The sequence below is a fragment of the Cupriavidus sp. 10L43_2 genome, from assembly GCF_056395265.1.
In genome coordinates, this window is sequence record NZ_JBFTJE010000003.1 from 368,551 (window position 1) to 391,363 (window position 22,813).

The 22,813-nt window shown below is 68.0% G+C and carries 20 protein-coding genes; 11 read left to right on the forward strand and 9 right to left on the reverse strand.

The window, feature by feature from the left end:
• Positions 1-95 precede the first annotated feature (95 nt).
• Genes AC1DEL_RS06475 through apbC form a run of 3 tightly spaced genes read right to left on the reverse strand, consistent with a single transcriptional unit; the run spans position 96 to position 2,362 of the window.
• Positions 96-695: a DUF3306 domain-containing protein gene (locus tag AC1DEL_RS06475; protein WP_477104829.1), complete on the reverse strand. Its 600-nt coding sequence runs from the start codon at positions 693-695 to the stop codon at positions 96-98.
• A gap of 18 nt (positions 696-713) precedes the next feature.
• A complete protein-coding gene (locus AC1DEL_RS06480) occupies positions 714-1,259 on the reverse strand; it encodes a DUF3305 domain-containing protein (protein WP_477125435.1) in 546 nt (181 codons plus the stop codon).
• A gap of 14 nt (positions 1,260-1,273) precedes the next feature.
• Complete coding sequence (gene apbC, locus AC1DEL_RS06485) at positions 1,274-2,362, reverse strand: iron-sulfur cluster carrier protein ApbC (RefSeq protein ID WP_441590701.1); 1,089 nt, start codon at positions 2,360-2,362, stop codon at positions 1,274-1,276.
• A gap of 375 nt (positions 2,363-2,737) precedes the next feature.
• On the opposite strand from apbC, the gene AC1DEL_RS06490 reads away from it, so the two are divergent.
• Together AC1DEL_RS06490 and metG are read left to right on the forward strand one after the other, a co-directional pair.
• Complete coding sequence (locus AC1DEL_RS06490; RefSeq protein ID WP_092290695.1) at positions 2,738-3,373, forward strand: YiaD family glycine zipper/OmpA-like lipoprotein; 636 nt, start codon at positions 2,738-2,740, stop codon at positions 3,371-3,373.
• A 262-nt stretch (positions 3,374-3,635) separates the two neighbouring features.
• Positions 3,636-5,714 carry a methionine--tRNA ligase gene (metG, locus tag AC1DEL_RS06495; protein WP_092290697.1) on the forward strand — a complete coding sequence of 693 codons (2,079 nt, stop codon included), beginning with the start codon at positions 3,636-3,638 and terminating at the stop codon, positions 5,712-5,714.
• A 55-nt stretch (positions 5,715-5,769) separates the two neighbouring features.
• Here metG and bamE read toward each other — a convergent pair whose 3' ends face one another.
• From bamE to AC1DEL_RS06510, 3 genes are read right to left on the reverse strand one after another with little or no spacing between them, the layout of a single operon-like run.
• Complete coding sequence (bamE, locus tag AC1DEL_RS06500) at positions 5,770-6,315, reverse strand: outer membrane protein assembly factor BamE domain-containing protein (protein ID WP_092290907.1); 546 nt, start codon at positions 6,313-6,315, stop codon at positions 5,770-5,772.
• Positions 6,316-6,359: 44 nt separating this feature from the next.
• Positions 6,360-10,508, reverse strand: a complete 4,149-nt coding sequence (locus tag AC1DEL_RS06505; protein ID WP_477125434.1) for a translocation/assembly module TamB domain-containing protein — start codon at positions 10,506-10,508, stop codon at positions 6,360-6,362.
• Positions 10,508-12,271 (reverse strand): autotransporter assembly complex protein TamA, encoded by a 1,764-nt coding sequence (locus tag AC1DEL_RS06510; protein WP_092290699.1) that lies wholly within the window; start codon positions 12,269-12,271, stop codon positions 10,508-10,510. The genes AC1DEL_RS06505 and AC1DEL_RS06510 overlap by 1 nt, the downstream gene beginning before the upstream one ends.
• A 342-nt stretch (positions 12,272-12,613) precedes the next feature.
• Between AC1DEL_RS06510 and AC1DEL_RS06515 the strand changes: the two genes are divergently transcribed.
• From AC1DEL_RS06515 to AC1DEL_RS06535, 5 genes are all read left to right on the forward strand, one after another.
• Positions 12,614-12,805 (forward strand): DUF3460 family protein, encoded by a 192-nt coding sequence (locus AC1DEL_RS06515; RefSeq protein ID WP_092290701.1) that lies wholly within the window; start codon positions 12,614-12,616, stop codon positions 12,803-12,805.
• 53 nt (positions 12,806-12,858) lie between these two features.
• Positions 12,859-13,761 (forward strand): segregation and condensation protein A, encoded by a 903-nt coding sequence (locus tag AC1DEL_RS06520; protein ID WP_092290703.1) that lies wholly within the window; start codon positions 12,859-12,861, stop codon positions 13,759-13,761.
• Between the two features lie 156 nt (positions 13,762-13,917).
• Positions 13,918-14,760, forward strand: coding sequence for a pantoate--beta-alanine ligase (panC, locus tag AC1DEL_RS06525; RefSeq protein ID WP_441590705.1), 843 nt, complete (start codon positions 13,918-13,920; stop codon positions 14,758-14,760).
• Positions 14,761-14,890: 130 nt separating this feature from the next.
• A complete protein-coding gene (locus AC1DEL_RS06530; RefSeq protein ID WP_441590707.1) occupies positions 14,891-15,244 on the forward strand; it encodes a type II toxin-antitoxin system PrlF family antitoxin in 354 nt (117 codons plus the stop codon).
• Complete coding sequence (locus tag AC1DEL_RS06535) at positions 15,244-15,762, forward strand: type II toxin-antitoxin system YhaV family toxin (RefSeq protein WP_092290709.1); 519 nt, start codon at positions 15,244-15,246, stop codon at positions 15,760-15,762. Before AC1DEL_RS06530 ends, AC1DEL_RS06535 begins: the two co-directional genes overlap by 1 nt.
• An 8-nt stretch (positions 15,763-15,770) precedes the next feature.
• Here AC1DEL_RS06535 and AC1DEL_RS06540 read toward each other — a convergent pair whose 3' ends face one another.
• A complete protein-coding gene (locus AC1DEL_RS06540) occupies positions 15,771-16,967 on the reverse strand; it encodes a PepSY-associated TM helix domain-containing protein (RefSeq protein WP_441590709.1) in 1,197 nt (398 codons plus the stop codon).
• A 206-nt stretch (positions 16,968-17,173) separates the two neighbouring features.
• Here AC1DEL_RS06540 and AC1DEL_RS06545 point away from each other — a divergent pair, with 206 nt between their 5' ends.
• Complete coding sequence (locus tag AC1DEL_RS06545; RefSeq protein WP_477125433.1) at positions 17,174-17,734, forward strand: GNAT family N-acetyltransferase; 561 nt, start codon at positions 17,174-17,176, stop codon at positions 17,732-17,734.
• Here AC1DEL_RS06545 and AC1DEL_RS06550 read toward each other — a convergent pair.
• Complete coding sequence (locus AC1DEL_RS06550) at positions 17,723-18,388, reverse strand: nucleotide-binding protein (RefSeq protein ID WP_441590713.1); 666 nt, start codon at positions 18,386-18,388, stop codon at positions 17,723-17,725. The genes AC1DEL_RS06545 and AC1DEL_RS06550 overlap by 12 nt on opposite strands.
• Before the next feature lie 61 nt (positions 18,389-18,449).
• Positions 18,450-19,922: a cobyric acid synthase gene (locus AC1DEL_RS06555; protein WP_477125537.1), complete on the reverse strand. Its 1,473-nt coding sequence runs from the start codon at positions 19,920-19,922 to the stop codon at positions 18,450-18,452.
• 169 nt (positions 19,923-20,091) lie between these two features.
• Between AC1DEL_RS06555 and cobU the strand changes: the two genes are divergently transcribed.
• From cobU to cobD, 3 genes are read left to right on the forward strand one after another with little or no spacing between them, the layout of a single operon-like run.
• Positions 20,092-20,808 (forward strand): bifunctional adenosylcobinamide kinase/adenosylcobinamide-phosphate guanylyltransferase, encoded by a 717-nt coding sequence (gene cobU / locus AC1DEL_RS06560; RefSeq protein WP_092290717.1) that lies wholly within the window; start codon positions 20,092-20,094, stop codon positions 20,806-20,808.
• Positions 20,809-20,818: 10 nt separating this feature from the next.
• Positions 20,819-21,787: an adenosylcobinamide-phosphate synthase CbiB gene (gene cbiB / locus AC1DEL_RS06565; protein ID WP_477125432.1), complete on the forward strand. Its 969-nt coding sequence runs from the start codon at positions 20,819-20,821 to the stop codon at positions 21,785-21,787.
• Positions 21,784-22,812: a threonine-phosphate decarboxylase CobD gene (gene cobD / locus AC1DEL_RS06570; protein WP_092290721.1), complete on the forward strand. Its 1,029-nt coding sequence runs from the start codon at positions 21,784-21,786 to the stop codon at positions 22,810-22,812. Before cbiB ends, cobD begins: the two co-directional genes overlap by 4 nt.
• Position 22,813: the final 1 nt, after the last annotated feature.

Below are 22,813 nucleotides of genomic sequence, written 5' to 3' on the forward strand. Positions count from 1 at the left end.
CTGCTTGCCGGCCCGGCGCCCTCTTCGTGGTGGAGGATCGTCCGGTCGGCGGATTTGTAGGGGTGGCCCATTCTAGGCCCACACGCGGCGCAGGGCTACGCGCGTTTATCCGCAGGGAGGGGCGGGATGGCGATGTCGGCGGGGAGGTCAGGCGCGGATTGGGCTTGCGCGACCTCGGTTTCCGGGGATTCCTCGGCTTCCAGCGCCTTGGAATCGGCCGCCATCTCGCCCTCCCCCTCCGTTTCCTTTTTCTCTTTCGCTTCCCCTTCCTTTTCCTCTTCCTCGATCGGGTCGAACAACCCGAGCGTCTCCGACTGGGTCATGCGGCGCAGCACATCGAGCGGAATCGGGTCCGGCTTGCCGTAGTCGTCGATATAGGTGTCCAGCCCGTCCATCACATTGAAGTGCGGATCGGCGAACAGGGTCTTCAGCGCGGCGCGCTTGACCGTCTCGTCCACGCCACGCGCCACGAAGCGGGCGATGTTGTCGCCCGGCTGCAGCAGCGCCACGTCGGCCAGGGTGGGCAGCGGCGCGGCTTCCTGGGTGTCGGCAGGTGGCGCAGCGGGGGATTCCGCTAACGCCGCCGGGGTGGCTTCAGGCACCAGCGCCGGCTCGGCGGGCACCGGCTGGCCCTCGCGCACGGCGGTCTTGCGGCGCGACCAGCGCGAGAGGAAGGAGGAATCGGCGTCGCTCATGGCAGGGTCCGGGGCCGGTCAGTACCGCGCGCGGTCTTCCGGCGCCTTGAAGGACTCCGGACGGCGCCGTTTCTTGGGCTCGGGGCGATAGTTTTCCTGCGTGAACGCTTCGAGCCACTCGCGCTGCGCGGGTTCCAGCGGCACGTTCTCCACGCTTTCGCCGGCATCGAGCCAGCGCCCGGCCTCGTTGTAGGAGAGCGTCACCGTCACCGGCACCGCGCGGGTCTCGCCATCGGCATCGGGCTCCTCGGCCATGCGCCACAGCACGAACCAGCACGGCGTGGTCGAGGTCAGGTTCAGGTAGTAGCCCTCGCCCTCGTCGCGATACAGCGCCACGGGATGGCCCGGATAGAGCCAGCGCGCGCCGTGGCTGTCGGCATCGAGCCGCAGCGGCGCGGCGCCGTACTCGCCCAGGTCCGGCAGCACCGCGTCCAGCTCCCACTTCCAGGGCTGCCAACGGTTGGCCAGTGGCACCTTGCGCATCACCACGGCCATGGTGACCCCAGGCCGGCCAGCCGGCGGGGTCTCGGGCGAGACAGGCGATGCGGGAAGGGTTTCGTCCATGGCGGCGGCCGGCCTCAGGTGTTCTGCACCACGATGCTCGGGAACTTGTTCGTCATGTCACGTGCCTTATCAGCCACTTTGATGGCGACCTTGCGCGCCACTTCGCGGTAGATCCCGGCAATCGGACTATCCGGCTCGGCCACCACGGTGGGGCGGCCCGAATCGGCCTGTTCGCGGATCGACAGGTTCAGCGGCAGGCTGCCGAGCAGGTCCACGCCATACTCGCCGCTCATCTTGTCGCCGCCGCCTTCGCCGAAGATATGCTCGACGTGGCCGCAGTTCGGGCAGCAGTAGACCGCCATGTTCTCGACGATGCCGAGGATCGGAATGCCGACCTTCTCGAACATCTTGAGCCCCTTGCGGGCGTCCAGCAGCGCGATGTCCTGCGGCGTGGTCACGATCACGGCGCCGGTCACCGGCACCTTCTGCGACAGGGTCAACTGGATGTCGCCGGTGCCCGGCGGCATGTCGACGATCAGGTAGTCCAGGTCGTGCCAGTTGGTCTGGCGCAGCAGTTGTTCCAGGGCGGACGTGACCATCGGGCCGCGCCACACCATCGGATTGTCCTGCTCGATCAGGAAGCCGATCGAGTTGGCCTGCAGGCCGTGGCCCTCCAGCGGCTCCATGGTCTGGCCGTCGGCCGACTCGGGGCGGCCGTCGATGCCCAGCATCATCGGCAGGCTCGGGCCGTAGATATCGGCATCGAGCATGCCCACGCGGGCGCCCTCGGCGGCCAGCGCCAGTGCCAGGTTCACGGCCGTGGTGGACTTGCCCACCCCGCCCTTGCCCGAGGCCACCGCAATCACGTTCTTCACGCCCGGCAGCAGCTTCACGCCGCGCTGCACCGCGTGGGCCACGATCTTCATGGTCACGGTCACGCTGACGTTGGTCACGCCGGGCAGGGTGCGCAGCGCGCCAATCACGAGCTTGCGGATCGGTTCGATCTGGCTCTTGCCCGGATAGCCCAGTTCCACTTCCACCGAGACATCGCCGCCGTCCACCCGCACGTTGCGGGCGGAGCGCGTGGACACCAGGTCGCGGGCCGTGTTGGGATCGATCACGGTGCGCAGGGCATCGGTTACCTGTTCAATGGTGAGGCTCAAGGCAGACTCCGCTTCTTTATATAGGTCGGTGGGGATTAGGCGCGTAATGTATCAAAGTATGAAGGAGCAGCCAGGGGCGCGATAGCGCCGGGCGAGATCCCCTCCATCGAGTGTGGAATTACAGACATTTACATCTCTGACACCTTTGCCCTTGTGCGGGTGCTGCCATGTCCCTATTGTAGTGCGCCAGTGCCCGGCCACCCGCCTGGGGCAACGCCGGCAAGGCGCCCGGCCCCCATCGTCCTGCTTGTTTTCAAACGCATGATGAAACTTGTGGGCGCTCGATGCGTCAATCCGGCGGATGCAGTTACCATGCGGTATGCCGTTGGCCGAACATTTGTGAAATATCCCAGCATGTCATCAGAAGGAGAAAGCATGAGATTCAAGCTCGTCACCGTCTCGCTCGCCGTTGCCGCAGCCCTGGCCGGTTGCGCCACGGAGCAGCAGACCCATACCGCGGTCGGCACTGGCGTGGGCGCGGCCGTGGGTGCCGGCCTGGGCAACCTGATCGGCGGCAACACCACTGGCACGCTCGTGGGCGCGGCGGTGGGCGGTGCCGTGGGCGGGGCCACCGGCTACAACTGGAATGCCATCCGCGGCAAGCTGAGCAAGGACACGGCGGGCACGGGCACCCAGATCACCGAGCAGCCGGACGGCTCGCTCAAGGTGAATATCCCGAGCCAGGTGACGTTCGATACGGACAGCGCGAGCATCAAGCCGTCGTTCCGCTCGGTGCTCGACCAGGTGTCGCAGACCCTGGGCCAGCACCAGGACGTGGTCGCCAACGTGGTGGGCCATACGGACAGCACCGGCAACCCGAACTACAACATGCAGCTCTCGCAGCGCCGCGCCCAGAGCGTGGCGTCGTACCTGGGTGACCGCGGCGTCGCCCGGAACCGCCTGAGCGCCGAGGGCCGGGGCCAGACGCAGCCCGTGGCGGACAACGCCACCGAGGCTGGCCGGGCCCAAAATCGACGAGTCGAAATTTTCTTGAAACCAATTCAGGGGTGAGCGGGTCATACCGTTCAGATACCGCTTGCCACCGTTGCTGGCTCGCGATGGGTGGCTGACCTCCCGGGCGGTATCTGATTTCTCCTCCTTTTCCGTTGTGGAAAGCTGCGCCGGTACCAACCGGCGCTTTTTTTTGGTCGAACGGTTTGCAATGCCGATTCCGGACGCGCCGGCGCCCCGCTTGCTAAAATAGCCGCTTTCCGTCCTCGCGCCCGCCCTCCGGCGGCCCGCCGGACCTCATCATCATTCCCCGGCCTCCTTCATGACCGCACGTCGCATCCTCGTCACATCCGCCCTGCCGTACGCCAACGGCCAGATCCACATCGGCCATCTGGTGGAATACATCCAGACCGACATCTGGGTCCGGTTCCAGCGCATGATGGGCAACGAGGTCTATTACGTGGGCGCCGACGACACCCATGGCACGCCGGTCATGCTGCGCGCCGAGAAGGAAGGCATCAGCCCGAAACAGCTGATCGACCGCGTCTGGACCGAGCACAAGCGCGATTTCGACAGCTTCCTGGTCTCTTTCGACAACTACTACAGCACCGACGCCGAGGAAAACCGCCAGCTCTGCGAGAAGATCTACCTGGCCCTGAAGGCCGAGGACCTGATCGCCGAGCGCGAGGTGGAGCAGTTCTACGACCCCGTCAAGAACATGTTCCTGCCGGACCGCTTCATCAAGGGCGAGTGCCCGAAGTGCGGCGCCAAGGACCAATATGGCGATTCATGTGAAGTATGCGGCACAACTTACGTGCCGACCGACCTGAAGAACCCGTATTCGGTAGTCTCCGGTGCCACGCCGGTGCGCAAGACGTCGACGCACTTCTTCTTCAAGCTGTCCGATCCGCGCTGCGAGAGCTTCCTGCGCGAGTGGGTGGCCGACCTGGCTCAGCCGGAAGCCGCCAACAAGATGCAGGAATGGCTGGGCGGCGAAGGCGAGGCCTCCACGCTGAGCGACTGGGACATCTCGCGTGACGCCCCGTACTTCGGCTTCGAGATCCCGGGTGCCCCGGGCAAGTACTTCTACGTCTGGCTGGACGCCCCGATCGGCTACTACGCCAGCTTCAAGAACCTGGCGGAAAAGAAGGGCATCGACTTCGACGCCTGGGTCGGCCCGCACTCCACCGCCGAGCAGTACCACTTCATCGGCAAGGACATCCTGTACTTCCACACGCTGTTCTGGCCGGCCATGCTGCGTTTCTCGGGCTACCGCACGCCGACCAACGTCTTCGCGCACGGCTTCCTGACGGTGGATGGCGCCAAGATGAGCAAGTCGCGCGGCACCTTCATCACCGCGCAGAGCTATATCGACACCGGCATGAACCCGGAATGGCTGCGCTACTACTTCGCGGCGAAGCTCAACGCGAGCATGGAAGACCTGGACCTGAACCTGGACGACTTCGTCGCCCGCGTGAACAGCGACCTGATCGGCAAGTACGTGAACATCGCCAGCCGTGCGGCGGGCTTCCTGGTCAAGCGTTTCGACGGCAAGGTCAACGAGGCCGCGCTCGGCAACCCGCTGCTGGTGCAGCTGCGCCAGGCCGCGCCTCAGCTGGCTGCCTTCTACGAGGGCCGCGAGTACAGCAAGGCACTGCGCCTGGTGATGGAGCTGACCGATGCCGTGAACGGCTTCGTGGACGCCAACAAGCCGTGGGAGCTGGCCAAGGACGAGGCGAAGCGCGATGCGCTGCACGCAGCCTGCTCGGTCTCGCTCGAAGCCTTCCGCCTGCTGACGGTCTACCTGAAGCCCGTGGTGCCGGCCATGGCCGCCGGCGTGGAGCGCTTCCTGAACATCGAGCCGCTGGACTGGCGCGCCATCGACAAGCAACTGTCGGCCGATCGTCCGGTGCAGCCGTACGCCCACCTGATGACCCGCGTCGACACCAAGCAGATCGAGGCGCTGGTGGCTGCCAACCGCGACTCGCTCCAGGCCACCGCCGCCCCGGCTGGCGCTGATGGTGCCCAAGGCGCCCCGGCCGGCATCGAGCCGATCGGCGACACCATCACGATCGATGATTTCGCGAAGATCGACCTGCGCGTGGCGAAGATCGTGGCGTGCGAGAAGGTGGAAGGCTCCAGCAAGCTGCTGCAACTGACGCTGGACGTGGGCGAAGGCAAGACCCGCAACGTGTTCTCGGGCATCCAGTCGGCCTACACGCCGGAGCAGCTGGTGGGCAAGCTGACCGTGATGGTGGCCAACCTGGCGCCGCGCAAGATGAAGTTCGGCATGTCCGAAGGCATGGTGCTGGCAGCCTCGGCGGCTGACGAGAAGGCCAATCCGGGCCTGTACATCCTGGAACCGCACAGCGGCGCGGTACCGGGCATGCGGATCGGCTAAGTTCGCCTACCGTGTGTTCGCTCCCCTCTTCCCAATGGAGAGGGGAGAAAAGACTTCATCCCCCCTGCCGCGACGGGTCGTCGCTGCGTGACGTGGTGGTCACCACGCCCTGGCTGTTGAAGTGGACGTTGAAGAACGCCCGGTCCGCGGGCGACTCCTGCCAGCGATAGCCCCACACCTCCTCCTGCTTCAGCGCGAACGCCTCCACCTTGGTCGGCTTGCCGAGCATGCGCCGGATGCCGTCCTGGCTCATGCCGGGGCGCACGCGCTGGAAGTTCTCGGCCGTCAGCACCTGTTCGATGGTGCGCACGGTGCCGTCCGGCGCGGTGGTCACCATCCACGTGGTCACGCCCTCGGGCCCGCGCGGGTACTCCAGCCGCTTGCCGCCATCGGCCTCCTCCCACACGATCTCGGGCTTGCCGGCCTGGCGGCGCACGTCATCCTCGGTCGATTTGCCGATCTCGATGCCCTTGAATAGCTGGCTGTCCGGCTTCACGCTGTTCCACGTGTCGCGGGCCACGTTGCCGGCCTTTTTCATCGCTTCGTCCACTTTCTGCTGGTCGCAGCCGACCAGCGCAAGCAAGGAGGCAATCAGTCCCATGGTGGCAAGGCGTCTGCGCGACGCGTAAGTGAAGGTCATGGTGGTTATCGCTTGATGGCTTCCACAGGGTCGCCGGCCGGCTCGCTGGCCGACGCGGTGCCAGCGTCGGCAGCCGTGGACCGGCGCGGTGGTTCGGCGGCAAACAGGCTACTCCAGTTATTGAAGCGGCGGTTGAACAGCACCGACAGCCCGTTGATCGACCCGCCCTTGGCAATCAGCGACCAGCGGCGCGAGAACGCCCAGGTCAGCTTCACCACGTTCGACGCCGAGGTCAGGCTCTGCTCGTAGCCGACCGAGATCTGCTCGGTCACGGCCTTGCCGACGCTGACCACCTGCTGGTCGTTCAGGCCCGCCGTGGACGGCCCGATCGAGAATTCGTCGATGCCGAGGTGCGAGACGATGCCCTTCCCCGCCCGGCCGCCGATCATGCCCAGCGCCGCGCCACCGAGCGCGCCGCCGCTCAACTGCCGCTGCTGGCCCGCCCCGGCGCTCTCCGCCCCGTAGCCGAACATCAGCCAAGACAGCTTGTCTTCCTCCGGCACATTCGGCTCCGACACCAGCCGCACGCGCGGAATCCGCACCGTGCCGGTAACCTCCACGCCCGCCTCCACCTCCTGGTTGCGGCGCATGGCGCGGATGTTGATGTTCGGATTGTCGATCGGCCCGTTGAAGTTGATGATGCCGCGCTCGATGTTGAGCTTGCGGCCGAACGCCTCGTACGTGCCATCCACCACGCGCACCGTTCCCGTGGCGCGCATCGGCGCCAGCGGCTCGCTCTTCACGCCGAGCTGGCCCGCGAGCTTGATGTCCGCGCCGGCGCCCCGGAAGCGGAAGTCGTCGCCCAGATCCACGGTGACGTCGATCAGCGGGCTGAAGCGGCTTGCCGGCTGGGACTCGGGCACCACCGGCGTGGCGGCGGTCTTGAGTTCGCGCTGGTCGCTGCGGCGCACCACCACCACGTCGTCGCCGAGCACCGGCGCGCCGGACTTGGGCAGGTCGAACAGGCCACGATCGACGCGGAACTTGCCGCGTATCGCAATCTGTTTGTTCTCGTTGGCGATGCCGGCCTCGCCCGAGACGATCAGCGTGCGCTCGGGGCTGGCAAATAGCTGGAGCTTGTCGGCCACGATCTTGGCGGTGAGGTTCGGGTCGGTCTCGCCCAGCTTGACGTTGCCGGTAGCCACCAGCGTGCCGTCTCCGCCCCGGAATCGCACTTCCTTCATTTCCACCGTGTTCTGGTCGAGCACGATATGGACCACGCCGTCGGTCAGGCGGATACCCTGGTCATACAGCGTCACGGCGATCTCGCTGCCGTCCAGGGTGCCGGTCAGCAGCGGATTGCCGACCGTACCGCCGAGCCGCATCGCGGCGGCCAGCTTGCCCTCGAACGCGTACTGCGGGCCGGTCAGGGATTCCAGCGACTTCAACCGGGGGATGTCCGCCGACACTATGCCGGCCAGCGTCGAAGCCGGCCCCACGGTCAGCAGCCCCTGCTCCTGCACCAGCCCTGCCGACGCATCGACGTCGATCTTGCCGATCCGTGCCGCCGTGGTGCCGCCGCGCAACGTGACCCGGTGGCCAACGAACTCTGCGCGCAGCGCGGTCTCGCCCAGCCCCAGCGTGGTCCAGCCCCGCCCGGCGCTGATCGAGGCGTCGCCACTGCGCCGGCGGATCTCGGCAAACCCGGTCGCCGTCTCGGCCAGGTTCAGGTTCCAGCGGCCGTCCAGCACGAGGTCCGAGCGCAGCGGCGGCGGCTCCCCGGTCAGCGTTTGCATCAGTTTCAAGATATTGGCCACCTCGACCCCATCGAGATTGCCCTGCGTGCGGATGCGGCCATGGTCGAACTCGAATCCGTCGATGTTGGCCGTGGCGCGCTCGAACAACAGCCGCGCCTGCCCGAGCCGGATGTGCTGGTCCGCCACCAGCAGCTGCGTCGGCGCCGCCAGCCGCACGATGGTCGTGCCGCGCAAGTCGAGCGTGCGGATGGTGCCGTTCCAGCCCTTGTCACCCTGCCACGCGCCCTGGCCAGCCAGCGTCAGCTGCATCGGCTGGCGGTTCACCGTGCCGGCCGCCTTGGCGTCGAAGGTGTGATTGCCCTGCGTGCCGCTCAGGTTGGCATCGAGCGTATGGACGGTGGCCTGCGGCCCCTGATAGTCGCGCGCGGCGAGTTGCACGGACACGGTGCCGTCCAGGCCGCCGCGCAGTTCGGCATGCCCGCTGGCGCTGGCCACCTTGTGCGGGCCGATCACCAGCGCCTGCGCGCTGTAGTCGCCCACCACCTCGGGACGCTTGAGCGTGCCGGTGACCTCGGCGTCCAGCTTGGCGCGCCCGGCCACGCCGAACTTGAGGCGCTCCAGTTGCGGGGCATCGACATTGACCTTGAGCCGGTCGCCGCGCGCGCCGAAGCTGCCGCGCAGGTTGACCTGATTGCCGGCCATCAGCAGGGACGCCTCGCTGGGCAGCAGCCGCCCGCCCTCAAGCCGGATCTTGCCGGTGCCGGTCATCGGCAGCCCGGCGTACTCGCTCTCGTGCAGACCGAAATCGAGCGCCACCCTGAGCACCTTGGCCAGCGAGCCCGTGGTCGAGAAATCGGCATTGATGCGGCCCGGCGCCACCTTGGCCAGCCGCGCCGGATCGAAATTGGCCAGCTTGCCCTTGAAGCTGAACGGCTGGGTGTCCTTGAGGCCGAGCTTGCCCTCGGCGGTCAGCGTGCCGGCGCCCAGCCCGGCGCGCAGCGCGGACAGCGTCACGGCGTCTTCGTCCACGCGCGCATCGGCGAACAGCTTCAGTTCGCCGCCGGCCAGGTCCAGCGCCACGCTCTGGCGGCCCGGCTCCAGCCGCAGGATCACCGGCCCGGAGAGGTTGGTCGGCACCAGCGTTGTATAGAGATCGGCTGCGTTGAGCCGGTGCACGTCGAGGTCGAAGCCGCCGCGTCCGTCGTGCAGCGCACCCTGCCCGGCGATCTCGGCCTTGCCCGGCAGCGCGATGCGCAGGTCGCGCAGCGTCTGGGCCATCTCGCTGACCTCCACGCGCGCCCGCACGCTGTGCACCGGCAGCCGTTCCTTGTCGATGGGGCCGGGATCGAGGTTGCGCACGGTGACCTCGCCAGCCACGGCCAGCGGGTTGCGCGTGCGCGGCGCCGGCTGTGGCACCGGCGCGGAGGCCGATGCCGCCGAAGCCGCCGCCACCGCACTCGCCGTGGACTGCCCCGGCGCCGGCTGGGCGATCTGCGGCGGCGGTGCCACCGCTTCCACGGGGCGCAGCTCGGCATGCACGGTCAGGTTGGCCTGCGGCGCCGTGGGGCTGAACAGGCGCGGGTTGATCCGGTCCCCATCGATCAGCAGGTGGGTGAACGGCACCTTGCCGAACGGCGTCACGTCGATGCCGGCCCGCGCGCGGATGCGGTCGCCGGTGGCTTCCGCCTCGGCGCGCAGGGCGTCCAGCGCGCCGTTGGCCGTGGCCGATACGGCGAACGATTCGTCCTGCCAATGGCCCTCCAGCAGCGCCTCGGCGGAGAGCGCGAACGGCGCCTGCCCGGCAATCTGGGCATTGGCCTGCAGCTTGCCGTACGGCGTGACGAGCTTGTCCACCACCACGCGGTGACGCATGCCATCGGAATGGAGCGCGCCGGCAAGATCGGAAAACACCTGCGGCGTGGCCGTTGCGGGCGGGCCCTGCAGCAGCGACAGTTCGGCAATCGTCAGCGTGTCGACGTCGATGGCCAGTGGTAGCTCCAGCGACTTGGGCATCTGCGCCGGCCCGGTGTCCGGCGTGGGCGCGGACGGCGGCAGGCGCACGTCGATCTTGCCCAGGCGCAGCCATTCCACATGCAGGCGCGCCGGCGACCACGTCGCACTCCAGCGGCTATCGATCTTGTCGATGCTGACGCGCGTGTCGCCGCTGGCGTAGACCACATCGCGCAGCCGCAGGCCGCTGACGACCGTGCCGCCCTCGAACGTGCCGGCCAGCATGCCGGCGGAGAAGCGCGTGGCCAGCGTCCAGAGCTGGCGCGTGCCGGCCTCGGTGCGCAGCGCCACCACGGCGGTGGCGATGGCGGCGATCAGCAGCGCCAGCAGTACGGCCAGCGTCCAGCCGAGCACTCGCCAGACGCGGCGGCGTATTGGACGGGGGGGGCGAGGCGCGCGCGGTTCATCTTCATTGCGGCGGGGCACGGGTGGCATGTCCATATGCATCAGAACGCCACCCCAAGCGAGATATGCGGCCGGAACTGGTTCTGCTGGATGCCATAGGCGATGTCCAGCTGCACCGGGCCCACCGGACTGCGCCAGCGCGCGCCCACGCCCACGCCGTGATAGAGCTTCACGCCGTGCAGGTCGTTGGTGGCCGTGCCCATGTCCCAGAACGCCGCCACGCCCCATTCGGGCTTGAACCAGTACTGGTATTCCAGGCTGCCGGTGCCCAGGAAGCGCGCCGGCAGCACGCTGGCGCCGTTCGGCGTGCCGATCGACTGGTAGCTGTAGCCGCGGATGGAATCGGTACCGCCCGCGCGGAAGCGCAGCGAGGCCGGGATCAGCGCCGGATCGGCCGAGGTCATATTGGCACCCAGTTCCAGCCGGGCAATGAACAGGTCGCGGTTGCCCACTGGCACGTACTGGCGAATCCGGCCATACATGCGCAGGAAGGTGGCATCGCTCAGGATATTCTTGGCCGCCACCCCGATCTGCGTGCTGATGACGTTGCCCCGGCGCGGGAACACGGGGTTGTCCACGTCGCGGCGGGTCCAGGCGAAGGCCGGCACGAGCGCCTTCGAGATCTGCTCCGGCTGGCCGAACGGCACGAGGTTGTCGTAGTAGAAATCGAGCGACACGGTGGTGTCGTACTTCTCGCGCGAGCGCGAGCGCTTGAGGCCGGCGCGCCAGCTGGTCAGGTCGGTACTCTCGATGTCGATCGTGCGCTCGTAGCTGCTGTAGATGCTGTTGCGGTAGGTATGCGAGTCCGGCGGCATGGCCGCCTCGATAAAGCCGTACTGGCGCTTCTGCTCGATGCGCGCCTGGGTGTCGAGCACCCACGCGCGGTTGAACAGGTTGTAGTACGAGTAGCGGCCTTCCACCTGCGCGCCGGTATCGGTGGTGAAGCCGACACCGGAACTGACGCGGTGCGTCGGATATTCCCGCACGCGCACCTTCACGGGCGCCACCACGGTCTCGTCCTTCGCGGCGGCCTCGGCCGATTCGGCCGGCGTCGGCTCGGCCAGATCCACCTGCACATTGGAGAAGTACGGCTGGTTCTGGATCGCCCGCTGCAACTCCAGCAGCCGCTCTACGCGGTATGGCTCGCCCTCGCGGAGCGGGTTCACGTTGCGGACGATCTGTTCGGGATAGCGGCGCGTGCCCTCCACCTCGAGCGGCCCGAGCACGTAGGCCGGCCCGCTCTCGAAGCGCGCCGACAAATCGGCGGCATGCTCGTCCGGCTCCACCCGCGCGCGCGACGCCGTCTGCTTCGCGCCATAGTAGGTATGGCTTTGCAGGGCGACCAGCGCGTCTTCCTTGGCCTTGTCCCAGTCTGCCTGGCGGAACGGGTCGCCCACGGGCAGGCCCCACTTGGCGCGCATCTCGTTCACCTGCTGCGGGTTCTGCGTGGCGGCCGGGCCGGTCACCTCCAGGTCCACGCGCCGGATCAGCGTGCGCGCACCGGCGTCCACGCTGATATGGACCACGCGGCTGTCGCCCTCGCCGGTCACGGTGGCCTTGGTTTCGGGATCGAACCAGCCCTCGGTGGAGGCGAACTGGCGCACCTGCTCGCCCACGGTTTCCACCATGTAGGCGAACTGGTCTTCGGAAATGTCGGTGCGGGTGGTGTAGCGCGCGAGGTCGAGGTGTTCCTCGAGGATGTCCTTGAGGACCTTGGGGGCCTCGATCTCCACCTTGTAGGCAGCGCGGGCGGCCAGCGCCTCGGACGCCAGCAGCTGGATCAGCAGCCCGGCCAGCCCGAGCATCAGGGCCAGCCCTGCCCGGCGCAGGCGCGCGCGGCAACCGTCCCCGGCTTGGGGGGGCTGTGGGGGGCATTGCAACGCCCGGCTTGCGGCGCTCCTTGTGGCCACGTGACCCAAGTCGATCCTCATCCGTCCGTGTCGATCCGGCAAAGTCGCTATTTGACCACACCCGGCCCCGCGTCCGACGCCGGAATCGCGTCAAATTACACCGGAAACCGGCGCCCGGGGCCGCTTCCCGGTTCGCGCCCCGGACATCGTCCGCCGATTCCTCCTTGCCCGGTCGCCGATACGGTAAAATCGTGCCCCACTATTCCCCCACTCCGCCACCGGGCGGCGAGTTTCATCATGGCCATGTACGAATCGGAAATCACCCAGTTCATCAAGACGCTCAAGCAGGAACGTCCTGCCCTTGAAGCCGAGCAGCGCGAAGGCCGCGCCCTGCTGTGGGACAAGACCCCGATCGACCTCGAGGAACGCGCCCGCGCCAACGACTCGCGCGTGGCCCAGAAGCCGTACGTGTACTCGTCGGGCAACTAAGCCCGATTGAACCCGATCCCGGCCCGCCCGATCCCGAACCCGACCTGACCCGGATGCATCCGAGCGAGAAAGACGCGCAGGAAAAGCTGACGCTGCCCGTGGAGCTGCCAACCGTGGCCCCTGCCGGCGGTGCGGCCTCGACCAGCCCCGGCGACATGGTCGACGGCATGGCCTTCGCGCGCCTGTACGGCGAGCCGCTGTTCAAGCTGCCGCAGGACCTCTACATCCCGCCCGACGCGCTCGAGATCTTCCTGGAAGCATTCGAAGGGCCGCTGGACCTCTTGCTGTACCTGATCCGCAGGCAGAACTTCAACGTGCTGGACATCCCGATGTCCCAGGTGACGCGTCAGTATCTTCTGTACATCGAGCAGATCCGCAAGACCAACCTCGAGCTGGCTGCCGAATACCTGCTGATGGCCGCGATGCTGATCGAGATCAAGTCGCGCATGCTGCTGCCGGTGAAGAAGGCCGACAGCGACGACGAAGCCGAGGATCCCCGCGCCGAACTGGTCCGCCGCCTGCTCGAATACGAGCAGATGAAGCTGGCCGCGCAGCGGCTGGACACCGTGCCGCAACTCGGCCGCGACTTCCTGCGCTCGCAGGTCTATATCGAGCAGAGCCTGTCGCCGCGTTTCCCGGACGTGGAAACGATTGACCTGCAGTCCGCCTGGGCTGACGTGCTCCGGCGCGCCAAGCTCAACCAGCATCACAAGATCTCGCGCGAGGAACTCTCCGTGCGCGAGCACATGAGCCAGATCCTGCGGCGTTTGCAGCACTCCAGGTTCATGGAGTTCACCGAACTGTTCGACGACGCCATCCGCTCCGGCAAGGGCGTGCCGGTGGTGGTGGTGAACTTCATCGCCATGCTGGAACTGTCGCGCGAGGCCCTCGTCGAGATCACGCAGGCCGAGCCGTTCGCACCAATTTATGTGCGATTGACGTACACGCCGACCTGATTCCCACGGGTCAAGCCGCCGAGGCGGCATTTCGAATGGCGCGGATGCTCTACAATCCGCCGACAACCGGCCATCCCCCGTTTCAGCGATTTCAAGAGCCGGTGCACCCCGGGCACGCACCCGGGCGCTCTCCTACCACGACAGCACACCACGTACATGAAAGTCATTTCCTCTATCCAAGAGCTGCGGGACCAGTTGCGCGGGCAGAATCGCGCGGCGTTTGTCCCCACCATGGGCAACCTGCATGAAGGCCACCTGTCGCTGATGCGCCTGGCCCGCCAGCATGGCGACCCGGTGGTGGCATCGATCTTCGTCAACCGGCTGCAGTTCGGCCCGAACGAGGACTTCGACAAGTACCCGCGCACGCTGCAGGACGACATCGAAAAGCTGCAGAGGGAAGGCGTCTACGTGCTGTTCGCGCCCACCGAGCGCGACATGTACCCGGAGCCGCAGGAATACCGCGTGGAGCCGCCGCACGACCTGGGCGACATCCTCGAAGGCGAGTTCCGCCCCGGCTTCTTCAAGGGCGTGTGCACGGTGGTGATGAAGCTGTTCTCGTGCGCCCAACCGCGCGTAGCCGTGTTCGGCAAGAAGGATTACCAGCAGCTGATGATCGTGCGCCGCATGGTCAAGCAGTTCGCGCTGCCGATCGACATCATCCCGGCGGAAACCATCCGCGCCGAGGACGGGCTCGCGCTGTCGTCGCGCAACCGCTACCTGACCGAGACCGAGCGCGCCGAAGCACCGATGCTCTATAAGTCTCTCCATGAGGTGCGCGATACGGTACTCGCGGGCGACAAGGTCGACCTGCTCCAGGTGGAAGCCGATGCCGTCACCAAGCTGGCCGCGCGCGGCTGGAAGCCCGACTACGTGTCCATCCGCAAACGCGAAAACCTGCAAGCCCCCACCCGCGAGGAATTCGCCGCCGGCGAACCGCTGGTCGTGCTGACCGCCGCCAAACTGGGCGCGACGCGGTTGATCGATAACCTCGAGATTTGAGGTTTTAGCGTCTCGCTGCAAAAAAGCCCGTCGCTGCGCGGGCTTTTTTTCGGCCCATCGGTAATGCATTTGCATTGCTCAGGTAATGCACTTGCATTACCATGACGGCATTGTGTTGAGGAGTTCCACCATGCCGCTCGTGTACCACGCGCCCGAGGAGGCCGTTGTCGAGGCGGAATCGTCGCTGACCGACCGATTCCAGACCACCGTGCCCGACGTCATCCGGCGCGCGTTGAAACTTGAGCGCCGCGACAAGATCCGTTACGTGGTGCGGCCAAGTGGCGAAGTCGTCATGCAGCGAGCAACGGGCGCGACGGTATCCCATGACCCGGCACTCGCCCCCTTCCTGGACCTGCTGGAGCGCGACATCGCCCAGCATCCGGAACGCCTGCGTGCGCTGAGCGTGGATCTGCTGGCCCGGATCGACGAACTCACGCGTCAAATCGGGATCGACCTCGACGCCCCGCTGCCGGACGAAGACTGATGGCAGAGCCGCAAACCGAGACCCCGGTCGTCAACGGGTGGCGGTTGTACGCCCATCCGTTGTTCATCGATCAACTGACGTCGCTGACCATCACCGTCGAGGGGCTGGCAAGAAAAGATCCGGAAGGCTATCGGCAGAAGAACGCCGCGAAGCGGCTCAGGGCGATCTTCGAGTTGATGATGAACAGGATTCCGTCCGACCCGTCGAACGCCGAATACCGGCTCGGGGGGACGCTGGGCGACACGCACAAGCACTGGTGCCGCGCGCGGTTCTTCCAGCAGTACCGGCTGTTCTACCGCTTCAACGCGCAGCAGAAGGTCATCGTGTTTGGCTGGGTCAACGACGAGACCACCAAGCGCGCCTACGAAAGCAAGACCGATGCGTACCGCGTGTTCGCGAAGATGCTGGCGAACGGCAATCCGCCCGACGACTGGGACAGCCTGCTGGCCGCGGCGCAACTGGCCGAGCGAGAGCTTGCTGGCCTCGTCACGCCGCTGCGCAGTGTCTCGATGAACTAACCCCCCGCTCACCCCGCCCGCAGCATCCTCTCCCGTTCCCGCGCCAGATGGCGGCGGTGGCCGCTGCGGCGTTTCCACCAGATCAGCACGCCGGTGATGGCGAAGATCAGGGGGATCAGGCCGAAGGCGGTGATGAAGGCGCGGCCCGGGGTGCCGAAGGCTTCGCCGGAGTGCAGCGGGTACAGCCAGGTGATGAGGGTGTCGCCGGACGGCGTTTCCGCAGCCAGCGGGTCGCGGGCGCCGAGGCGCTGGCCCGTGTAAGCGTCCAGCCAGAGGCGCGTGGAGCCGCTGTCGTTACGGACTTCGCCGGGCTGGCGCACGCGCATCTCATAGGAATCGCCCGGCTTGCGGGGCAGGCCGATGCGCGTGACCAGCGCGTTCGGATACTCGCGCTGGGCGGCCGTCATGGCCTGGGCCGGGGTGATCGCGTGCACGCCAGCCGGCGGCGTGGCCGACTGCGGCTTGTCGTTGGGGCTCACCGTCATCACGCTACTGATGATCGGCGTGACCCACTTCGGCAAATTCAGGTACCAGCCCGAGAACGCGATGGTGGCCAGCACCGGCGCCACGAAGATGCCGCCCGCCCGGTGCAGCGTGTAGGTGAATCGCGACCACGAGCCGCCGTGCGCAATGCGCACCGACTGCTTCAGCCCGCGCGCCGTCAGCTTCGGCAGCCACAGCACGATCCCCACCAGCACCAGGATCAGCAGCATCATGCCGCCCACGCCGGTGATGGTCTTGCCGGTCTCGCCGCTCAGCAGGTAGCGATGCAGGTGGAACAGCGTCGGCATCAGTTGCTGGCGCGACAGCCCCGGAATGCCCCAGAACCGCTCACCCTTCACGGTCAACGTGATCGGATCGATCATCACCTGCCGGGAGCGCCCCAGCCCGGCCTCGGGCCCCTTGAGCGGGTAATAGGCGGTGAACACGCCGTGCTCGTGCGTGGGCAGCATCAGCAGGTTCGGCTTGCCGTACTGCGGGTCGGCCATCAGCTTGGCGGTCACCGTCTCCACCGTGGCCGCACCCACCGGAATCCGCGCGGACGAGGACGCCACGAGCAGGTCCGGGTTGAGCCAGGTGTCCAGTTCCTCGCGCCACGCAATCATGGTGCCGGTCAGGCCCATCAGCACGAACAAGAGGCCGAAAGTCAGGCCGATATAGAGATGGAGCTTGAGGAAGACGGTACGAAGACGGCCGGAGACCATGGTGTCAGGGGCGGATTGGGGATTGCAGAGTGCCGCATCAGTCACTAAATAACGTGCCGATCCACCACACCGGAGGCGATCGCTCGGCATCTGTGGGGCAGCCCGCAAATGCAAATGCGAAGAATTCGCGATTCTAACAGTGGCACGTTAAGATCGGTGGTCGTGCGGTGGCGTTGCCGTCGTGCGCCGCCCACACCTGCCCCGCCATGTCCGATATCGAACTCACCCCCGCCACGGCCGCTGACGCGGACCTGCTGGCCGCGCTGCACACTGACAGCTGGCGCCGCGCCTATGGCGGCCTGATTCCCACCGAATACCTCGAAGACCACGCCCCGGCCGAGCGCCTCGCCACCTGGCGCGCGCGCATGCTGGAGGACGCCGAGGCGCCGCTGATCGTCACCATCCTGCGCGTGGACGGCAAGCCGGCCGGCTTCAGTTGCCTGATGCCGCTGGCCGAACCGGGCTACGGCATCTACCTCGACAACCTCCATGTGATGGCCGATTACCAGGGCTTCGGCCTCGGCAAGCGGCTGATGACGCACTGCACCGCGCGCGTGGCCTACGAATGGCCCGGCAAGCCCCTGTTTCTCTATGTGCTGGATGGCAACGCCCAGGCGCGGGCGTTCTACCAGGCGCTGGGCGGCGAGGAATCGGCGAGTTTCGACGACCCGTTCCCCGGCACCGACCTGATGGTGCCGATCCGCCGGGTGACGTGGGTCGATGTGGACGCGCTGCTGCGACGGCTGACCGGGAGTTCAGGCGGCTGAAGGGGAAGGCGCGGCCGGCTGCATCGCCGAACCCCCATCGAGCCAGTGCAAAATCGGCTGCCACTGCTCCCAATCCCGCGCCACGCGTGACGGCGCCACGTCCCACAGCGTCAGCCCGTGCGCGGCCAGTTGCACGTAGTTCTGCGTATCGCGCAGGTAGCCGAGCACCGGCAAGCCAAGACCTTCGACAAATCGTTGCAATTGCTCGGCCGCGCGCGTGCGCATATCCACGCGCATGCCGATCACGCCGACGGCTACCTCGCCGTGGCGCACGCGCTTTTCATCGGCCAGCTTGGTGAGGAAGTCCTGGGTGGCGAGGATGTCGAACATCGACGGCTGCAGCGGCACCACCACGCGGTGCGCCAGCTTCATGACATCGCCGAAGCGCCAGCCGTGCAGGCCGGCCGGGGTGTCCAGCACCACGTGGGTGGTGCCCTTGGGTGGCCGGGCGATGTGATCGCCATTGATTTCCCAGGTGCGGATGGGCGGCGCGGCGGCCGGACGCAGCCCCAGCCAGGCGCGCGAGGACTGCTGGCGATCCGTGTCGCCCAGCATCACGGCATGGCCGTGGCGGGCGAAATAGCCCGCCAGATTGGTGGCCAGCGTGGTCTTGCCCACGCCGCCCTTGGGATTCGCGATCACGACTACCGGCATGAAAAGCTCCAGGAACCGATGGCTGCGATAGTCTACCGGCTCGGCGCCCCGGACTGAACGGTCAGGACTGCCTGGAAAGCGGTCCGAGCAACGCAGCCAGGTCGAGATGGGCGGCCATGGTGTCCGCCAGCCGGTCGATCGATGCCTCCCGCAGCGCGTCGAGGTCCACCCCCTCCGCGTGCCGCAAACCGGCCCAGCGCAACAGCGCGCCGCACGCGGCGGGGTCGTCGAACAGGCCGTGGACGTAGGTCGCCAGCACCTGATCGTCGTCCGAACGGGCGCCATCGGGCCGCCCGGCCCCATCGCCCGAAATGTTGTCTTCCAGCCACAAAGCGGGCCGATCCAGCGCCGCCCCCTCGGTCACGCCGAGGTGGATCTCGTAGCCGCGTACCGGCGCCGCGTCGTCGCCCGCCAACCGGCCGCCGACCTGCCGCAACTGCTTTTCCGGGGCCAGCGTGGTGTCGAAGTCGAGCCAGCCGAGGCCATCGCTGCTGCCGGCCGGGCCTTCACGGCCATCCGGGTCATGAATCCGCCGGCCCAGCATCTGCATGCCGCCGCAGATGCCGATCAGCTTGCCGCCATAGCGCAGATGCCGCGCCAGCGCGTGGTCCCAGCCGTTGGCGCGCAGGAAGGCCAGGTCCGCGCGCACGCTCTTGCTGCCGGGCAGGATCACAAGGTCCGCCGGCGGCACCGGCATGCCCGGGCCGATGAAACGCAGGTCCACGCCGGGATGGGCGCGCAGGGCATCGAAATCCGTATGGTTCGAGATACGCGGCAGCACCGGCACGATCACGCGCAGCACGTCATCGCCTTCCCGGGCGGGCTGGGCGTCGATGATCGCGTCCTCGGCATCGAGATGCAGCCCGTGCAGGTAAGGCAGCACGCCGAACACCGGCTTGCCGGTGCGCGCGGTAAGCCAGTCAAGCCCCGGCTCCAGCAGGCGGATATCCCCCCGGAAGCGGTTGATGATGAAACCGGTCACGCGCGCGCGCTCGGTCTCGGACAGGCAATCGAGCGTACCCACCAGATGGGCAAACACGCCGCCCCGGTCGATATCGGCCACCAGCACCACCGGGCAGTCCACCCGCTCGGCAAACCCCATGTTGGCGATGTCGCGGTCGCGCAGGTTGATTTCAGCGGGGCTGCCGGCGCCCTCCACCAGCACCACTTCGTACGCCTGTTTCAGGCGGTCGTGACTCTCCAGCACGGCGGCCATCGCCTGCGGCTTGTAGGCGTGATAGGCGCGGGCGTCCAGGTCCATGCGCGCGCGGCCGTGGATGATGACCTGCGCGCCGATGTCGCTGCTCGGCTTGAGCAGCACCGGGTTCATGTCCGTATGGGGGGCGAGCCCCGCCGCCTGCGCCTGCAACGCCTGCGCGCGGCCGATCTCGCCGCCATCGACGGTCACCGCGCTGTTCAGCGCCATGTTCTGCGGCTTGAACGGCACCACCGCCGCACCGGCGCGCGCCAGCACGCGGCACAGCCCGGCGACGATGGTGCTCTTGCCTGCATCGGAGGTGGTGCCCTGGACCATCAGGGTGCCGCGCAGGGCACGCCCGCCGGCCAGCGGCGCAGCGCTGGAAATAGTTTTCGATTGCATGGCGCGATTATCGCAGCGTCGTTGCCCGGCCGGTGCGCCACGCGCGGTGGCCCTGCAAGTTCCATGCGTGCGGGCACCGCATGCCGCCGCTACAATACGCCGGATGGAAACCAAGGCCATCGCCAAGTCACTCGGCATCACCGGACCCGCCGACCCCGCGTCGGCCGGCGCCGCCGTTGCCAGCACGCCCGAGACGGAGACCGCGCCGCAGCCGCAGGCCGGCACGGCGGTCCCGCGCATGCTCACGCTGGTGCTGGGCGGGGCGCGCTCGGGCAAGAGCCATTTCGCCGAACAGCTCGCCACGGACCACGCCACGCTGACGTGCGGCCCGGTGACCTACATCGCCACCGCGCGCCATGACGCCGAGCCGGCCGACGAGGAAATGGAGCTGCGCATCGCGCTGCACCGCGCCCGCCGCCCGGCCGACTGGGCGCTGGTGGAGGAGCCGGTACACCTAGCCGACGCCCTTTACGCGCACGCGCGCCATGACGGCTGCATCCTCGTCGATTGCGTCACGCTCTGGCTCAACAACCTGATCTTCGACGAGAACCGCGCCTACCCCGAGTACGGCGTGATTACCCCGCCGCCCGCCTTCACCGAGGAAATCGACGCGCTGCTCACCGCGCTGCCGATGCTGCCGGGCCACGTGATCCTGGTCTCCAACGAGATCGGCTTCGGCGTGGTGCCCACGGGCGCCATCACCCGTTTCTACGTGGACGAACTGGGCCGCCTGAACCAGAAGCTGGCCGCCGCCGCAGACCGCGTGCGCCTGCTCGTGGCCGGCATTCCGGTTGCGGTCAAGGGCGCCGACCCCGCGTGATCTTCCCACCATGTTGATGATGTCCTGGGCGGCCTGCGTGGCCGCCGCGCTCGCCGGCGTGCTGCTGGACCGCTGGCTGGGCGAGCCGCATCGCTGGCATCCGCTGGTCGGCTTCGGCCGTCTGGCCGCCGCGCTGGAAGCGCGTCTTAATCGCCCCGCATGTTCCTCACTACGCCAACGCACCGCCGGACTGCTGGCCTGGGCGACGATGGTGCTCGTGCCGGCCGCACTGGCCTGGGGGCTGGTCGCGCTTGCGCAGCAGGCGCACCCGGCGCTGGCCTGGGCGCTGCACGCGGTGGCGCTCTACGCGGCGCTGGGCGCGTGCAGTCTGACGCAGCACATCGCGCCGATTGCCGCCGCGCTGGCGCGCCATGACCTGGCCGATGCCCGCCGGCTGACCGCGCGCATCGTCTCCCGCGACACCACCGATGCCGACGCCGAGGCGCTGGCCCGTGCCGCCTGCGAATCGGCGCTGGAAAACGGCAACGATGCGATCTTCGGCGCGCTGTTCTGGTTCTTTATCGGCGGCGCCCCGGCGGTGATCGTGTTCCGGCTCGCCAATACGCTCGACGCGATGTGGGGCTATCGCACGCCGCGCCTGCTGCATTTCGGCTGGGCCGCCGCGCGGATCGACGATGGCCTCAACCTGATCCCCGCCCGGCTGACCGCGCTGACCTATGCGCTGCTCGGCGCTACCGGGCAGGCGCTGCGCTGCTGGCGCACGCAGGCGCCCGCGTGGTCCAGCCCCAACGCGGGTCCGGTGATGGCGGCCGGCGCCGGCGCGGTGGGCGTGGCGCTCGGTGGCGGCGCGCGCTATCACGGCGAGTGGGAGGAGCGCCCGCCCCTCGGCGTGGGCGAGCGGCCCGGCGCGGCCCATGTCGATGCCTGCCTGCGGCTGGTGCAACGCACGCTGTGGCTCTGGCTCGGGCTGGCGATGCTGAGCGTGCCGCTGGCGATGACGATCGGGATGGCACCATGACCGCCATCGCCCCGATCCGCCATGGCGGCAACCTGCTCGCCGCCGCGCGCCGTTATGGCCGGCCCGTGGCCGAATGGCTCGACCTGTCCACGGGCATCAATCCGGACGGCTACCCGGTGCCGCCGCTGCCCGCCGAGGTCTGGCAACGGCTGCCGCAGGATGACGACGCCCTGGCGGACATCGCCGCGCGCGCCTACGGCGGTGCGCACGCGTTGCCGGTCGCCGGCTCGCAGGCGGCCATCCGCACGCTACCGCGCCTGCTGCGGCCCGGGCGGGTGGGCATTGCCGCGCTCGGGTACAGCGAGTACGCCCCGGCGTTCGCGCTGGCCGGGCACACGGTCGTGCCGCTCGATGAAGCCGATTTCGCCCGGGTCGATCTGGCCGATGACCTCGACCATCTGGTGGTCGTGAATCCGAACAACCCCACCGCACGGCTGCTGCCGGCGCAGACGCTGCGCCACTGGCATCGGCAAGTGGCGGCCCGGCACGGCACGCTGGTCGTGGACGAAGCCTTCATGGATGCGCTGGCCGCGCCGTCGCTGGTGGCGGACGCCGCCGCGCCGGGCCTCGTCGTGCTGCGCTCGCTCGGCAAGTTCTACGGGCTGGCGGGCGTGCGCTGCGGCTTCGTGTTCGCGGCGCCGGACCTGCTCGCGGCACTTGGCGATCAGCTCGGCCACTGGACCGTCTCCGGACCGGCGCGCGCCGTCGCCCAGCATGCCCTCACCGATGCCGATTGGCAGCACGCCGCGCGCGTCAGGCTCGCCGCCGCTGGCCAGCGGCTGGCCATGCTGCTGCGCGAGCACGGGCTGGCCCCGGTGTCGCAGCCGCTGTTCAGCTGGATACCCGATGCCCGCGCGCCGGCCCTGCACGCGGCGCTGGCGCAGCAAGGCGTGTGGACCCGGCTGTTCGATGCGGCCGGCGGCTGCCCCGCCAGCCTGCGCCTGGGCCTGCCGCCCGATGACGAACCCTGCTGGCGCCGGCTTGACCGCGCGCTGGCCGACGCCACCTCCTCTCTCGCACCCTGAC